A 15,863-nucleotide genomic window follows, 5' to 3' on the forward strand; every position below is an offset into this window, starting at 1 on the left:
AAGGTGAATCTATTGAAAAAAGTGGCTCTTCTCGGCTCGACGGGATCGATTGGCACGCAAACGCTCGATGTCATCCGTCAACATCCGGACCGTTTTCAGGTCCGTTTATTGGCTTGTGGCCGCAATATTGATCTATTAAAGAAACAAATCGCAGAATTTCAACCGGCGGTTATCGTGATTCGGGACGAAGGTGATTTAAGTAAGCTTAAGGGACATCTCCCGATCGGAACGCGGGCCGTTGCCGGCGAATCGGCATTGCTTGCAGCGGTAGCCGAAACGGATGCTGACTTCGTCATGAACGCGCTGGTCGGAAGCCAGGGCTTAAAACCGACGCTGACAGCGATTGAAGCCGGAAAAACGATCGGTATTGCCAACAAAGAAACGCTCGTCACCGCCGGTCACCTCGTTACCGCCGCCAGCAAACATTACGGCGCGCAGTTAATGGCTGTCGATAGTGAACATTCCGCGATTTGGCAAAGCCTGGAGGGCAGCAAACGCAGCGAAGTCACACGGCTGATCGTGACGGCTTCCGGAGGAAGTTTTCGCGATTGGAGTGCCGACGCGGTGGCGCGTGCCACTCCGGAAGACGCTTTAAAGCATCCGAATTGGTCGATGGGACAGAAAGTCACCATCGACTCCGCCACGATGATGAATAAAGGCCTGGAGGTCATCGAAGCCCATTGGTTGTTCGATATGCCTTATGAAAATATTGACGTTTTAATCCATCGCGAAAGCATTATTCATTCTCTCGTCGAATATCAAGATAAGAGTGTGATCGCTCAGCTGGGCACACCGGATATGAAGGTGGCGATCCAATATGCGCTCGCCTACCCGGACAGGCTTGAATTAAATGGGCCGGAAAGGTTAAACTTATGGGAAGTTGGAGCGCTCCATTTTGAAAATACCGACCCGATCAAACATCAATGTTTAACGATGGCTTATCAGGCCGGCGAAACCGGAGGATCGGCACCGACGGTTTTAAACGCAGCCAACGAGGAGGCTGTGCAACAGTTTTTAAAAGGGGAGCTGTCGTTTACCGGCATCGCGGACACCGTTGAAAAAGCCCTTGCCGCGCATACAGTCATCGCGCACCCCTCCATCGATGAGGTGATGGAAGTCGACCTGGAAACACGGGAGCGCACCAGAAATGAGAAGTGAGAGGTGGGAAGTGGGATAACATCCCGCTTTCCATAATCCAGTAAGGTGGGAAGCACGTGCAAACGCTCATAGCCATAATCGTGATATTCGGCCTGATCATTGCGATCCACGAATGGGGACATCTCTATGTGGCCAAAAAAGTGGGGATTCTTTGCCGTGAATTCGCGATCGGCTTCGGTCCGAAGCTGTTTACAAAGAAAAAGAACGAGACGGTTTATACGTTACGTCTGCTCCCCCTCGGGGGTTTCGTTCGCATGGCCGGAGAAGATCCGGAGCTTGTAAAAATCAAGCCCGGATATGAAGTAGGCTTAACCTTTCATCAGGATGACACGGTTAAAGAGATCATTGTGAATAACAAGGCCAAGCATCCCGATGCCAAAATTGTGTCCGTTGAACGGGCTGATCTTGAACACCAACTTTTCATCGAAGGCTACAGTGATGATGAAGACGGTATGACCCGCTATGACGTTCACCCGCAGGCGGACATGATCGTCGACGAAGAACGCGAACAGATCGCCCCCTGGGATCGGCAATTCGGCTCGAAAAAACCATGGAAAAAAGCGTCTGCGATTTTCGCCGGTCCGGTGATGAATTTTGTGCTCGCGTTCATTTTGTTTGTCATCTTTTTCACTATCCAGGGCATCCCGCAACCGGAAGCTGCAAATATAGAGGCAGACAGTCCTGCCGAGGAAGCAGGGATCGTCGAAGGCGACCGGATCGTCTCCATCGAAGGCGACCCTGTGGAAGAGTGGACGGATGTGACCCAGACGATTCAGCAAATGCCGGAAGAAGAAGTGACGTTACTCGTGGAACGGGCCGACGGTGATACGGAATCGTTTACGATGGTCGTCGATGCGGTATACGAAGATATGGTTGACGCCGAAATCGGCCAAATCGGGATAGAGGCGGCGGTGAGCCATTCCTTTATGGATTCCGTTGTACAAAGCGTTTCGCAAATCCAGGAGGTCGTCGTATTAATCTTCGAGGTTCTGCAGCTTATTTTCACCGGTCAGTTCTCGCTGGACTATTTAGCCGGACCTGTCGGCATTTATGATTACACCGGTGAAGTGATGGAAATGGGAACACTCATTTTATTCAGTTGGGCCGGGATGTTGAGCGTCAACATCGGACTGATCAATTTGTTGCCATTGCCCGCGCTTGACGGGGGGAGACTGGTGTTTATCGGACTTGAAGCGATCCGGCGTAAACCGATCGATCCCAACAAGGAAGGGGTTGCGCATTTCATCGGTTTTGCCTTGCTCATGCTGCTCGTCCTCATGGTTACCTGGAATGATTTGAATCGATTATTCATGTGATCTGGAAGTTAGAGGTGAGAGGTTAGAAGTTGGAAAGGAAAGTCTCTGCTTCTCACCTGTACATATAAAATACTGATCTCTGGAAAAGGAGGGTCTTTGAATGAGACAACAGACGTTTTTCGGACCGACGTTGCGGGATATACCCGCTGATGCGGAAGCCACCAGCCATCAGCTTATGCTGCGCGCCGGTTTAATGCGGCAAACGGCGGCCGGCATTTATACATATCTGCCCCTCGGCACACGGGTGATGCAAAAGATTCAGGCGATCGTGCGAGATGAGATGAATCGGGCGGGCGCCCAGGAATTGCTGATGCCCGCGGTGCAGCCCGCAGAACTTTGGGAGGAGTCCGGGCGGTTCGATGACTACGGACCGGAGTTGATGAGATTAAATGACCGCCATGATCGACGTTTCGTCCTCGGGCCCACGCATGAAGAAGTCATCACCTCCATTATACGTGATGGCATTCACTCGTATAAACGCTTACCGATGAATGTTTATCAAATTCAAACGAAGTATCGGGATGAACGCCGTCCGCGCTTTGGCCTTCTGCGCGGCCGGGAATTCATTATGAAAGATGCCTACTCCTTTGAACCGTCGGAAGAAGCTCTGCATAAAAGCTATGAAATAATGTTTGAGGCTTACAGGAATATATTCAGGCGTTGCGGTCTCGATTTTCGCGCGGTAAAAGCGGATGCCGGCGCTATCGGGGGGACCGGTGGAACCCATGAATTTATGGCTCTCGCCGACATCGGAGAAGATACGATCGCATATTCCGATCAGTCGGATTACGCCGCCAACGTTGAAATTGCGGACGTGGCCCCCCCGGCAACCGAGCCGGAAGATACCCCCGCGGAGCTTGACTTTGAAAAAGGCTGGACCTCCGGGGAGGAGCTGGCGTCCAAACGGGGCCTCCCCCTTTCTGCTGTCATTCACGGGCACCTTTATTATATCAATAAAGCCCCGGTGCTCTTCCTTACCCGGGGGGATCATAAAATCAGCGATGTCAAGGTCGGCAACTATTTTGACACTTTGCAAGTGGAAGAGGCCAGTTCCGCGCAGACGGAGCACCTGTTCGGGGCGGCCGAAAGTTTCATAGGACCGGTACAGGCGCCGACGGATGTAAAGATTATCGCTGACCAGGCGATTCGCCCGCTTACAAACGCCATTTGCGGAGGCAATCAAACGGAAGCGTTTTATCTGAATGTCGATCATCGGCGCGATTGCGAGATCGATGCCTTTGCCGATCTTCGGATAGTACAGGAAGGAGACCCTTCCCCTGATGGAAAAGGAAACATCCAATTTGCCGAAGGCATCGAAGTGGGACAAGTGTTCAAGCTCGGCACGAAATATTCGGAAGCCTTCGGCGCCACCTTTCTCGATGAAAACGGTAAAAGTAAGTCGCTGCAAATGGGCTGCTACGGGATAGGGATCAGTCGTACCCTCGCCGCGGTCGTGGAACAATGTCACGATGAAAGCGGGATCATCTGGCCCAAGGCGCTTGCGCCCTTCGATTTGCATGTGCTCATGATCAATCAAAAAGATGAGGACCAGTCGACCCTTGCTGAAAATCTTTACGAGGGTTTACAGGCGGAAGGATATGATGTCCTTTTGGATGACCGTGATGAGCGTGCGGGTGTTAAATTCAAGGATGCCGATCTCTATGGAATGCCGATTCGCATTACGGTCGGCAAAAAAGCCGGTGAAGGCATCGTCGAGGTTAAAGACCGAAAAAGCGGAGAAATGACGGAAGTGCAAGTCGAAAACTTGCCTGCTTACCTTAAGGATATCGGCTTCTAGTCTAACCTCCAACTTCCCACCTCTAACTTCTAGAAAGGAGTTCGCAGATGGATGAAAGCGCCGTTCGGTATGAACGTTTTCAACTTTTACTGGAACAGATCGGAATTCCCGCGGAGCTTGGCCACACGGAGCTAAGCTCCGGGCGCATTGATAAATTGGATGTTTACCGGGAGAAGCGAACATGGCACTTTACGTTCAGGCTCGAGAAACCGGTCACGCCCTCCGTGATTCAGCTTATACAGGAAAAATTGCAAAGCGGTTTTCAGGATATTGCCGCCGTGGATTTTTCCATCGTTCATGACGCGGGTCCCGTCTCTTCGGAACATATTGCCGCGTATTGGCCTGCGATTCTCGCGAAGGCGACGGATCTTCCGGCACATATTGCCATGCAACTGGAACGTTCGACGCCTGCCATAAACGGAACTGCCCTCGTCCTTAGATGCCATAGTGAGGTTGAGGCAACTTCGCTTGCCCGCCAGGCAGGTCCTGCCCTTGAGCGGGCGGTCACTGCTTTAGGGTTTGAAGCGCTTACTTTTTCTCCGCAGGTAGAAGCCGCCACCGAAGAAGAAACCCGGTTTCTGGAACAAAAAAAAGAAGAAGAACAAACGAAAGTCATCGAAGCGATGATGGAAAAGCAGAAACAGGAAAAACCGGCCGAACCTGCAGAGAGGAAGCAACTGCACATCGGCTACCCCATTAAGGATGAGCCGCTTCCTTTGACAGCGATTCAGGATGAAGAACGGCGGGTGACGATTCAGGGTTACGTGTTTGCCGTGGAGACGCGTGAGTTAAGAAGTGGACGTGTGTTGTTGACGTGCAAGCTTACAGATTATACAGATTCGTTGCTCGTGAAGATGTTTTCAAGAGACAAGGAAGACATCCCGCTATTGAACGCTGTGCAAAAAGGCATGTGGCTGACGGCACGGGGAAGCATACAAAATGACACGTTCGTGCGCGATCTCGTCATGATCGCCAATGATATAACTCAAATAAGTAAAGCAGAGAGAATGGATGAAGCCCCTGATAACGACAAACGCATCGAATTACATGCGCACACGACGATGAGTCAAATGGACGGGGTAGCGTCCGCTTCCGAAATGGTGGAGAAGGCGGCCGACTGGGGACATGAAGCTGTTGCGATCACGGATCACGGCGTTGTACAGGCTTTTCCGGAAGCTTATGCAGCAGCGAAAAAAAAGGACATTAAATTACTTTACGGTATGGAAGCCTACCTCGTCGATGACGGGGTACCGATCGCTTACAACGAAAGTGAGCGCCATCTGGCCCAATCAGCATTCGTCGTCTTTGACGTGGAAACGACGGGCTTGTCAGCCGTCTATGATACGATTATCGAACTCGCGGCCGTGAAGGTTGAAAACGGCGAGATTGTCGATCGCTTTGAATCGTTCGCACAGCCGCACATGCCTCTCCCGGCGAAAATTACCGAACTCACCGGTATCACCGATGAAATGCTGACAGATGCGTCGGACGTAGGCGAGGTTTTACGACAGTTTGCGGATTTCGTGGGCGATGCCGGCCTTGTGGCCCACAATGCCAGTTTTGACATCGGGTTTATCAATGCCGGGTTTAAGCAACAGGGATGGGCCGAGAGCGAACAACCGGTCGTGGATACATTGGAGCTTGCCCGCTTTTTATATCCCAATATGAAGAATTACCGGCTGAATACGCTATGCAAACAGTTTGATATTGAACTCGTCAGCCATCACCGGGCGATTTATGACACGGAAGCGACGGCTTATCTGTTTATGAAAATGATTCGGGACGCCCATGAGCAGGGTATTGTCTATCATCGCGAGCTCAATGACAATATCGGGCAAGGCGACTTTTACAAGAATCGTCCTTCCCACTGTACGATTCTCGTGCAAAATCAGACCGGATTAAAAAATTTGTATGAGCTCGTTTCCTTGTCACACATGTCGTATTTCTACCGGACTCCGCGCATTCCCAGGTCCAAACTCGTCCAGCATCGGGAAGGTTTGTTGATCGGTTCGGGCTGTGACCAGGGTGAAGTCTTTGAAACGATGATGCAAAAATCTGCAGAAGAAGCGGAGAAGGTTGCTCGTTTCTATGATTTTATCGAAATCCATCCCCCTGACGTTTACGCGCCTTTGCTGGAGAGAGAAATGGTGAAAAGTGAAGCGCAACTCCTCGACATTATTCGTAAATTGACCGAGGTAGGCGAGCGCCTGGAGCGACCGGTCGTCGCCACCGGCAATGTTCATTACCTGGAGCCGGAGGATCACATTTATCGTACCATCATCGTCTCCTCCCAGGGGGGAGGCCACCCGTTAAGTAAACAAACGTTGCCGAAGGTCCATTTTCGGACGACCGGCGAGATGCTCGAGGCTTTCTCCTTTCTCGGAGAGGAAACGGCACAAAACGTCGTTATTCATACGCCGAAGTCGTTGGCGGGTCAAATCGAAGCGATCGCACCGGTGCCGAGTGGCTTATACACGCCCAACATCGAAGGCGCCGATGAAGAGATGCGGGACCTCACCTATGGCAAAGCAAAGCGTATCTATGGCTCGGAACTTCCCCGCATCGTCGAAGAACGTCTGCAAAAGGAACTGGAGAGCATTATTGGCCATGGGTATGGCGTCATTTATTTGATCTCCCACAAACTCGTTAAACGCTCCCTTGAGGACGGGTACCTCGTCGGATCCCGCGGCTCGGTAGGGTCGTCTTTTGTGGCGACGATGGCGGATATTACCGAGGTGAATCCTCTGCCGCCTCATTACGTCTGCCCGGGTTGCTGCCATTCTGTCTTCTTCGACGACGGTTCTGTTGCTTCAGGCTATGATTTGCCGAAGCAAGCATGTGAGCAATGTGGCACGACCTATACGCGGGAAGGCCAGGATATTCCCTTCGAGACGTTTCTTGGTTTTGAAGGCAAGAAAGTGCCTGATATTGACTTGAATTTTTCCGGTGAATACCAGCCGATCGCCCACGCCTATACCCGTGAATTATTCGGGGACGATAAGGTGTTTCGAGCCGGCACGATTGGCACGGTCGCCGATAAAACGGCTTATGGGTTCGTGCGTGGCTATCAGACCGACCAAAATATCGGGCACTTGCGCGGCGCTGAAATCGATCGCCTCGTGGATGGGTGTACAGGCGCAAAACGAAATACGGGCCAGCACCCGGGCGGAATCATCGTCGTACCTGAAGACCACGATATTCATGATTTCACCCCGGTGCAATATCCCGCCGATGATAAAAATGCAAGCTGGAAGACGACCCATTTTGATTTTCACTCCATCGATGACAATCTGCTGAAACTCGATATTCTCGGCCATGATGATCCGACGGTCATACGGATGCTGCAGGATTTAAGCGGGATTGACCCGCAAGATGTGCCCATTGACGATCCGGAAGTGATGCGTATTTTTGAAGGACCGGAAGTGCTCGGCGTAACCCCTGAACAAATCATGTGTAAAACCGGGACCTACGGGATTCCCGAGTTTGGCACCCGCTTCGTTCGGCAAATGCTGGAAGAAACGAAGCCACAGACATTTTCCGAACTCCTGCAAATTTCCGGGCTTTCCCATGGGGCGGACGTCTGGGTCGGAAACGCCGACGAACTCATCCGTGACGGCATTTGCGAATTAAAAGACGTCATCGGTCTGCGCGATAACATCATGGTGAATTTGATTTATAAGGGACTTGAGCCTTCCCTTGCCTTTAAGATCACAGAATTCGTCCGTAAAGGACGGGGACTGGAGCCGGAATGGATCGAGGAAATGAAAAAGCATGACATCCCGGACTGGTATATTGAGTCATGCAAAAAAATCAAGTATATGTTCCCGAAGGCCCACGCGGCTGCGTATGTATTGATGGCAGTTCGGATCGCTTATTTCAAGGTCCACTATCCGATCCTCTTCTACGCGACCTATTTCAGCGTACGGGCCGCCGATTTCGAGCTCGAAACGATGCAAAAAGGCAGCACCGCGATCCGCGCCCGCATCGAGGATATTCAGGCGAAAGGCTTCGAGGCCGCTCCAAAAGAGAAAAGCCTGGTCACGGTTTTGGAACTGGCCCTGGAAATGACCGAACGGGGATATTCGTTCGGAAAGATCGACCTCTATCGTTCCGAAGCCAGTACATTTATCGTCGATGGTGACACCTTGATCCCTCCGTTCGGCGCGCTGGAAGGCGTGGGTGCGAACGCGGCCAAAAATATTGTGGAGGCACGATCAGACGGCGAATTTTTGTCGAAAGAAGACTTGCAACAAAAGAGCAAGGCGACCAAAAATGTCATTCAACTTTTGGACGCCCATGGTTGTCTGGAAGGGTTACCGGAATCGAACCAGCTTTCGTTGTTCTAATTGCGAAGCACGATGTTTAGCAACGGTGCCAGCAGGCAAGAATAGTGAGTAGAAAACGATGAGGCAGGTTATCATTCGCTTGCATTCGTGCTGAATGTGTGATATTTTATCGTTGGACACAACGGATACGTATGGAGAAAGAGTGGGGCCTCGTTCCCACTCTTTCTACTTGTCTTATAGACATAAGCGAAGCGAGGAGGGAGCGTATGGCAAACAATGTGAAGGAACGAGCGGCTGTGATCGCGCAACCGATTCTCGATGACCTCGATATGGAACTGGTCGATATCGAATATAAAAAAGAAGGACAAAACTGGGTTTTACGCGTATTTATTGATAACGATGAAGGCGTAGGTCTGGAAGAATGCAGTCTCGTCAGTGAGCGTCTCAGCCAAAAGCTCGACGAAGAGGACCCGATTCCGGGGTTTTATTATTTGGAAGTAAGCTCTCCCGGTGCAGAACGGCCGCTGAAAAACGCGAAAGATTTCGAAGGCGCTGTCGGCAAGAACGTATATGTAAAGACTTATGAACAGGTCGACGGTAAAAAAGTATTTGAAGGTTTACTCACGGCCTATGAGGGCGGAGAAGTCACGATCAATATTCGGGAAAAGACACGAACCAAAGCCTTTCAAGTACCGGAACGATTGATCGCCACTGCCCGTTTATCCGTATTATAGTTAAGATCAAAGAGGACAAAACGCGAAGGCGCGTTCACTGAAAGGGGATCAAGTAGTTATGAACAGCGACTTCTTGGAAGCTTTAACGACACTGGAAGAAGATAAAGGCATCGAAAAGGAAATCGTGCTCGAAGCCATCGAAGCGGCCTTGATTTCAGCTTATAAGCGTAATTTTAGCCAGGCACCCAATGTCCGCGTCGATATAAACCGCGATAATGGCGAAATTAAAGTGTTTGCCCGCAAACAAGTGGTCGAAGAAGTTTTCGACCCCCGAATGGAAATTTCTGTTGAAGCTTCCAGGGAATATAGTGTACATTATGGCCTTGATGACGTCGTTGAAATTGAGGTGACACCGAAAAATTTCGGAAGAATCGCCGCGCAAACGGCTAAACAAGTCGTTACGCAACGGGTACGCGAAGCGGAGAGAGGTATCATCTATTCGGAATTTATCGATCGTGAAGAAGACATTATGACCGGGATCGTGCAACGACAGGATCATCGCTTTATTTATGTTGATTTGGGGAAAGTGGAGGCGATCCTCCCCCAAAGCGAGCAGATGCCGAATGAAACGTATCAGCATAATGACCGGATCAAGTCCTTTATTACGAAAGTGGAAAAGACGACAAAGGGTCCGCAAATCATGATTTCACGCACCCATCCCGGTCTTTTAAAGCGATTGTTTGAACTTGAAGTTCCGGAAATATATGATGGAACTGTCGAGGTTCGGTCCGTGGCCAGGGAAGCCGGCGACCGTTCCAAAATCTCCGTTCACGCTGAAGACCCCGAAGTGGACCCGGTCGGATCCTGTGTCGGGCAGCGCGGCCAACGCGTACAGGCGATTGTCAATGAACTGAAAGGTGAAAAAATCGATATCGTCCATTTTTCCAACAACCCGGTGAACTACGTCGGAAATGCTTTAAGTCCGTCCAACGTACTCGATGTCCAGGTGGATGAAGAAGAGAAAAGTACCCTCGTCATCGTTCCCGATTATCAGCTCTCGCTCGCGATTGGCAAACGCGGACAAAACGCACGGCTCGCCGCTAAACTTACGGGCTGGAAAATCGATATTAAAAGTTATTCCGAGGCGGAGGAACAAGGGTTATATGATCCGGCTACCGCCCGCGTCCCCGGGGAACCCGAGACTGCCAGCGCGGGCGACGAAGATTGGGATGTTGAGGAAGACCTCGGGGATGAGCGATGGGATAGCGAGCCCGTTGAGGAGAAAGAAGAATGAAAAAACGCAAAACCCCTTTACGAAAATGCATCGTCACCGGGGAAATGAAAGCAAAGAAAGAGCTCGTAAGAATCGTGCGCGGAACCGACGGCCAGGTATCCGTGGACCCGTCGGGCAAGAAGAATGGCCGCGGCGCCTACATTACAAACACAGGGGAATGTTTTCAACATGCGAAACAGAAAGATCTGTTATCCCGACACTTAAAAGTGAATGTGGATAAAGAAACGTATGAAAGGCTGGAGACAGAACGTCTTCAATGACATTTATGATGCAAACATTTTATCAGTTTCTCGGGCTTGCTGCCCGCGCCAATAAAATTTCGAGCGGTGAAGACACCGTCACGCGCGGTATCAAGACCCACCGTTTTCATGTCGTTCTTATTTTCGAGGACGCCTCACCGAACACACACAAAAAATTTAAAGATAAATGCCGATATTATCACGTTCCGCTTTTGCAAGTCGGAACGCGCCAGATGCTCGGTACTTCCATCGGGAAGGAGGAGCGCGTGGTCATCGGCATCACAGATAAAGGGTTTGCAAATAAATTGATCCAGATGGAGGATCACCGGATGGAGGATCACCGGATGGAAGATCAATAGAAGCAGGAGGTCGTGTATATGCCGAAAATGCGAGTATATGAATATGCCAGGTCCGTCAATCGGCCGAGTAAGGACGTCGTCGCCGACTTAAAGGCGAAAAATATAGCCGTGAGCAACCACATGTCTGTCATTGATGATGAGCAGATCGCGCAGCTGGAGCAAGCGCAGCCAGCGAAGAAACAAGAGGAACGCCCGGGAGGAAACAGGCAAACGAAACAATCGAAGCCCAAACAGGGCAATGAAGCCTCACGCCCCCAGAACAATAACCAGAAAACGAACCAGGGGAATAAAGCCCAGGGGAACAAACAGCGCGGCAAGAAAAATAACGCGCAGCAGCGGTCCCAGCAACGAGGCGGGAATCACGGTCCGGGCCGGAGAGGCAAAAGCAATAAAAACCAAAAACGACGGACGAAAGAAGCGCCAAAAATGCCGGAAAAGATCACATTCGCCGGGAGCTTAACCGTGGCGGAACTCGCGGAAAAATTAACCAAAAGCACCTCAGAGATCATCAAAAAGCTCATGGGCTTAGGGGTTATGGCAACGAAAAATGAAGAGCTGGATAAAACGTCCATCGAGCTGATTGCCCATGATTTCGGCGTGGAAGTGGAAGAAGAAGAGGTTATCGACGAACTCGATATTGAACGTTACGAAGAAGCCGATGATCCGGAGGATTTACAGGAGCGGGCACCCGTCGTTACGATTATGGGCCATGTTGACCACGGGAAAACGACGTTGCTCGACGGGATTCGCAAAACGAAGGTCACCGACACGGAAGCCGGCGGCATCACCCAGCACATCGGCGCTTATCAAGTCGAAGAAGACGGGAAAAGGGTAACGTTCCTCGATACCCCGGGACACGCGGCTTTTACAACGATGCGCGCACGCGGCGCCCAGGCGACCGATATCACGATTCTCGTCGTCGCTGCCGATGATGGGGTCATGCCGCAAACGGTTGAAGCATTGAACCATGCGAAGGCGGCGGAAGTCCCGATTATCGTAGCCGTGAACAAAACCGACAAGGAAAACGCCAATCCCGACCGCGTCATGCAGGAGCTAACCGAATATGAACTCGTTCCGGAAGCGTGGGGCGGCGATACGATCTTCGTCAACGTTTCGGCCGTTAACGGTGGAGGCATCGATGAACTTTTGGAAATGATTCTGCTCGTGGCCGAAATTGAAGAGTTAAAAGCCAATCCATCGAAGCGGGCACAAGGAACCGTCGTCGAAGCGGAACTCGACAGAGGTCGCGGACCGGTAGCTACCCTGCTCGTGCAAGGGGGAACGCTGAAAGTCGGCGATCCCATCGTTGTCGGTTATACGTATGGGCGTGTCCGGGCCATGATGAGCGATGTTGGCCTTCGTGTGACAGAAGCGGGTCCGTCGACACCCGTGGAAGTTACCGGACTGAACGGTGTTCCACAAGCGGGCGATCAGTTCCTCGTCTTCGCGGATGAGAAAAAAGCCAAACAAATCGGAGAAGGGCGCGCCATCCGTGCGAAAGAAGCGCAGCGCAAACAAACATCCCGCGTGAGTCTTGATGACTTGTACAACCAGATTCAGGAAGGTGAAATCAAGGAAATCAACCTCATCATAAAAGCGGATGTGCAAGGATCCGTGGAAGCGGTTCGTGGCTCCCTCGAGAAAATTGATGTCGCCGGCGTGAAGGTGAATGTTATTCATACCGGCGTCGGGGCGGTTACGGAATCGGATGTGATCCTTGCTTCTGCGTCCAACGCGATCATCATTGGCTTTAATGTCCGTCCCGGGACGAACGCGAAACAGACGGCTGAATCGGAAAACGTCGATGTCCGTCTCTACCGCGTCATTTACAACGCGATTGAAGAGATCGAGGCGGCGATGAAAGGACTCCTCGACCCTGAATATGAAGAAAAGGTCATCGGACATGTGGAAGTAAGGCAAACGTTTAAAGTATCACGTATAGGAACGATCGCCGGGAGTTATGTCACAGATGGCAAGATTACCCGTAATGCCAACGCACGGGTCATGCGGGACGGCGTCGTTATTTACGACGGCACAATTGCGGACCTCAAACGTTTTAAGGATGACGTCCGGGAAGTGAGCAACAACTATGAATGCGGCATTACGCTGGCCAAATTTAATGACGTGCAAGAGGGAGATACCATTGAAGCCTATGTGATGGAAGAAGTTCCGCGCACATGATCGGCCTCGTCCATTGTGAATGCTTTTTGCCGGAATGTTATTCCCTAAAGGAGAAACGTTCAATCCTGCAGAGTCTTATCACCCGCGCGCGCCGATTGAATATCTCCATTTCGGGGATGGACCACCAGGATGTATGGCAACGGACAACGCTTGCTATTGCCTGTATTAACAACAGTCGCAAGGTGATTGAAAAAGAACTTGACCACGTTCTTAAGCTGATCGATCACAGTGAAGGCATCGAATGTCATTCCGTCCAGTATGAATGGCTGTAGGAAGGAGCATAACGATGAGTCAGATGCGTGCACAACGAGTTGGCGAGCAAATGAAGAAGGAAATGAGCGATATTCTTATGCGGGAAGTGAAAGATCCCCGCGTGGATTTCGTTACCGTCACCGGGGTTGACGTTACCGGCGATCTGCAGCAAGCAACGGTATTTGTCACCGTGCTCGGGGAGCCTGAGGAACAGGAAGAGGCTTTAAGGGGACTGCAAAAAGCGAGAGGGTTCATCCGTTCCGAGATCGGCAAGCGCATCCAACTGCGCAAGACCCCGGAGATCGATTTTGATTTTGACGAATCGATCGCCTACGGCAATCACATTGAACAATTGCTCAAGGATCTGAAAAAAGAAGATTAAGCGGATACCGATTCAGGAGGAGAAAATATGGTCGTGAGTGGTATTCTGCCGTTGGCAAAACCTGCCGGGATGACGTCCCACGATTGTGTGCTCCTGGCCCGTCGTTGGTTTAAGACGCGGGAGGTTGGTCACACGGGTACCCTTGATCCTGATGTCGAGGGGGTTCTTCCCCTTTGCATTGGACGGGCGACCAAGCTCGTGCCCATACTAATGGAAAGCTCTAAAGTCTATGAAGGCACGATGGCTCTGGGAAGCACAACGACGACAGAAGATGCCAGTGGTGAAGTCATCAGCCGCGCCCGCGTACCTGGGGAGATCCCCGAGGAGCAACTGCAGCGTGTATTCAACTCGCTCGTCGGAGACATACAGCAAGTGCCACCCATGTATTCGGCGGTGAAGGTTAACGGCAAACGGCTCTATGAATATGCCCGGGCGGGGGAGGCGGTTGAACGTCCGCTTCGATCCGTCACCGTTCACGCACTCCGTCGTTCAGGAGAAACGAGTTGGTCGCCGGACGGGGAGCATCTCTGCATTCCGTTTTCTGTCGTATGTTCAAAAGGGACATACGTCAGAACGCTCGCGGTGGAAGCGGGAGAACGATTAGGGTACCCTGCCCACTTGTCTCAGTTGAAAAGAACAGAGAGCGCGGGCATTGAACGCCCTCGATGTACGAGCATCGCCGAAATGGAAAGGCGGGCGAATGCCGGAGATGCCGAGCAAGCGCTGCTTTCCGTTGAATATGTTCTACGCCACTGTCAGCACTACGAAGTGAGCCATCGGGAAGCGGAGAAAATTAAAAACGGGGCTGTTTTGCGAACAGGTGACTATCCACACGCCGAACGCCTTGTTTTTACCCACGACGATCGGGCGCTGGCGATTTATGTGCCCCATCCCAGAAAAGAGGGCATGATCAAACCAGAAGTGATGCTAAGTCCGGAGTCTGGCCAGTAAGGGGGTAAGAAGAGATGCAAGTGGAATATTTACGAGCGGGATTAGCAATGGGCGACCGTGAAAAGCGCCCCCCTGTGGTACTGGCGCTTGGCTATTTCGATGGAGTTCATGAAGGGCATGAGAAAGTGATTGAAACCGCCCGGGAAACAGCAGAAACCATAGGCGCCGAAACAGGGGTTTTAACGTTTAACCCCCACCCGCGTACCGTTCTTGCCAAGGAATATGAAGGCGTGGATTACCCGGAACTGACACCCTTGCCGGAAAAAGAAGACCGCATTCGTGCATTGGCTGTGGATCGACTATACGTCGTTACCTTTGACAAAACGCTTGCCTCCCTTTCACCGCAACAATTTGTCGATCAGTATATCATTCCCTTACATGCTGTCCACGTCGTTGCCGGTTTTGACTTTTCCTACGGCCAATACGGAAAAGGGAACATGGAAACACTGCCTGCCCAAGCCCGCGGACGATTTGAGACGACCGTTGTAACGAAGTGGGAACAGGGCGGGGAAAAAGTGAGTTCCACGCGGATTCGCCAATGTATAGATGCCGGAGAATTGGAGGAAGCGAGAGCGTTATTAAAACGCCCGCACGCCGTTCGTGGAGAAGTGGTAGAAGGCGATAAACGCGGACGGGAACTCGGTTTTCCAACCGCCAATATCGTCCCCGGCCATACTTATGTTGTGCCACCGGCCGGTGTTTACTGTGTAAATGTGCGGATGGATGGAAGGGATTATCCGGCCGTCTGTAATTTCGGCTACCGGCCGACGTTTCATGATCAGCAGCCAGAGCCTGTCATCGAAGCCCATCTACTCGCATTTAATGAAAATATATATGGGAAACAGGTGGAACTGCAATGGTTAAAAATGCTTCGACCCGAAGAAAAGTACGATTCGGCCGCGGCATTAATCGCGCAGATGGAAGAGGACAAGAGAGACGCTATGCACTATTTTGGCATTGAACGTTAATCAAC

Annotated in this window: 13 protein-coding genes; all 13 read left to right on the forward strand. The window is 51.3% G+C overall.

The window, feature by feature from the left end; genetic code table 11:
- Window positions 1-12: 12 nt before the first annotated feature.
- The 13 genes from dxr (at window position 13) to ribF (ending at window position 15,858) form a co-directional block, all read left to right on the forward strand.
- Window positions 13-1,158, forward strand: coding sequence for a 1-deoxy-D-xylulose-5-phosphate reductoisomerase (gene dxr, locus BLS58_RS11075; protein ID WP_090398866.1), 1,146 nt, complete (start codon window positions 13-15; stop codon window positions 1,156-1,158).
- A gap of 56 nt (window positions 1,159-1,214) precedes the next feature.
- Window positions 1,215-2,474, forward strand: a complete 1,260-nt coding sequence (gene rseP / locus BLS58_RS11080; RefSeq protein WP_090398867.1) for an RIP metalloprotease RseP — start codon at window positions 1,215-1,217, stop codon at window positions 2,472-2,474.
- A gap of 100 nt (window positions 2,475-2,574) precedes the next feature.
- The gene (locus BLS58_RS11085; protein WP_090398868.1) at window positions 2,575-4,272 is read left to right on the forward strand and encodes a proline--tRNA ligase; all 1,698 of its coding nucleotides are present in this window, start codon (window positions 2,575-2,577) and stop codon (window positions 4,270-4,272) included.
- Between the two features lie 47 nt (window positions 4,273-4,319).
- Window positions 4,320-8,618, forward strand: a complete 4,299-nt coding sequence (locus BLS58_RS11090) for a PolC-type DNA polymerase III (protein WP_090398869.1) — start codon at window positions 4,320-4,322, stop codon at window positions 8,616-8,618.
- 206 nt (window positions 8,619-8,824) lie between these two features.
- On the forward strand, window positions 8,825-9,292 hold the full coding sequence (gene rimP / locus BLS58_RS11095) for a ribosome maturation factor RimP (RefSeq protein ID WP_090398870.1): 468 nt from the start codon (window positions 8,825-8,827) through the stop codon (window positions 9,290-9,292).
- Window positions 9,293-9,350: 58 nt separating this feature from the next.
- Window positions 9,351-10,526 (forward strand): transcription termination factor NusA, encoded by a 1,176-nt coding sequence (gene nusA / locus BLS58_RS11100; RefSeq protein WP_090398871.1) that lies wholly within the window; start codon window positions 9,351-9,353, stop codon window positions 10,524-10,526.
- Window positions 10,523-10,786: an RNase P modulator RnpM gene (gene rnpM, locus BLS58_RS11105; protein WP_090398872.1), complete on the forward strand. Its 264-nt coding sequence runs from the start codon at window positions 10,523-10,525 to the stop codon at window positions 10,784-10,786. The genes nusA and rnpM overlap by 4 nt, the downstream gene beginning before the upstream one ends.
- A 5-nt stretch (window positions 10,787-10,791) precedes the next feature.
- Window positions 10,792-11,124: a YlxQ family RNA-binding protein gene (locus BLS58_RS11110; RefSeq protein ID WP_090398931.1), complete on the forward strand. Its 333-nt coding sequence runs from the start codon at window positions 10,792-10,794 to the stop codon at window positions 11,122-11,124.
- An 18-nt stretch (window positions 11,125-11,142) separates the two neighbouring features.
- Window positions 11,143-13,305: a translation initiation factor IF-2 gene (gene infB / locus BLS58_RS11115; protein WP_090398873.1), complete on the forward strand. Its 2,163-nt coding sequence runs from the start codon at window positions 11,143-11,145 to the stop codon at window positions 13,303-13,305.
- Complete coding sequence (locus BLS58_RS11120) at window positions 13,302-13,577, forward strand: DUF503 domain-containing protein (RefSeq protein ID WP_090398874.1); 276 nt, start codon at window positions 13,302-13,304, stop codon at window positions 13,575-13,577. The genes infB and BLS58_RS11120 overlap by 4 nt, the downstream gene beginning before the upstream one ends.
- Window positions 13,578-13,591: 14 nt before the next feature.
- Complete coding sequence (rbfA, locus tag BLS58_RS11125; RefSeq protein WP_090398875.1) at window positions 13,592-13,939, forward strand: 30S ribosome-binding factor RbfA; 348 nt, start codon at window positions 13,592-13,594, stop codon at window positions 13,937-13,939.
- 27 nt (window positions 13,940-13,966) lie between these two features.
- Complete coding sequence (gene truB, locus BLS58_RS11130) at window positions 13,967-14,890, forward strand: tRNA pseudouridine(55) synthase TruB (RefSeq protein WP_342705654.1); 924 nt, start codon at window positions 13,967-13,969, stop codon at window positions 14,888-14,890.
- Between the two features lie 14 nt (window positions 14,891-14,904).
- Complete coding sequence (gene ribF / locus BLS58_RS11135; protein ID WP_245723144.1) at window positions 14,905-15,858, forward strand: riboflavin biosynthesis protein RibF; 954 nt, start codon at window positions 14,905-14,907, stop codon at window positions 15,856-15,858.
- Window positions 15,859-15,863: the final 5 nt, after the last annotated feature.

The sequence above is a fragment of the Natribacillus halophilus genome, assembly GCF_900100185.1.
GTDB classification, from domain to species: domain Bacteria; phylum Bacillota; class Bacilli; order Bacillales; family Marinococcaceae; genus Natribacillus; species Natribacillus halophilus.

Excerpts from the sequence above, each read along its gene's own strand:
- rbfA (WP_090398875.1), top strand. The coding sequence starts at position 13,592 with ATGAGTCAGATGCGTGCACAACGAGTTGGCGAGCAAATGAAGAAGGAA.
- ribF (WP_245723144.1), top strand. The coding sequence starts at position 14,905 with ATGCAAGTGGAATATTTACGAGCGGGATTAGCAATGGGCGACCGTGAA.
- rnpM (WP_090398872.1), top strand. The coding sequence starts at position 10,523 with ATGAAAAAACGCAAAACCCCTTTACGAAAATGCATCGTCACCGGGGAA.
- infB (WP_090398873.1), top strand. The coding sequence starts at position 11,143 with ATGCCGAAAATGCGAGTATATGAATATGCCAGGTCCGTCAATCGGCCG.
- BLS58_RS11085 (WP_090398868.1), top strand. The coding sequence starts at position 2,575 with ATGAGACAACAGACGTTTTTCGGACCGACGTTGCGGGATATACCCGCT.
- BLS58_RS11120 (WP_090398874.1), top strand. The coding sequence starts at position 13,302 with ATGATCGGCCTCGTCCATTGTGAATGCTTTTTGCCGGAATGTTATTCC.
- BLS58_RS11110 (WP_090398931.1), top strand. The coding sequence starts at position 10,792 with ATGATGCAAACATTTTATCAGTTTCTCGGGCTTGCTGCCCGCGCCAAT.
- rimP (WP_090398870.1), top strand. The coding sequence starts at position 8,825 with ATGGCAAACAATGTGAAGGAACGAGCGGCTGTGATCGCGCAACCGATT.
- nusA (WP_090398871.1), top strand. The coding sequence starts at position 9,351 with ATGAACAGCGACTTCTTGGAAGCTTTAACGACACTGGAAGAAGATAAA.
- BLS58_RS11090 (WP_090398869.1), top strand. The coding sequence starts at position 4,320 with ATGGATGAAAGCGCCGTTCGGTATGAACGTTTTCAACTTTTACTGGAA.
- truB (WP_342705654.1), top strand. The coding sequence starts at position 13,967 with ATGGTCGTGAGTGGTATTCTGCCGTTGGCAAAACCTGCCGGGATGACG.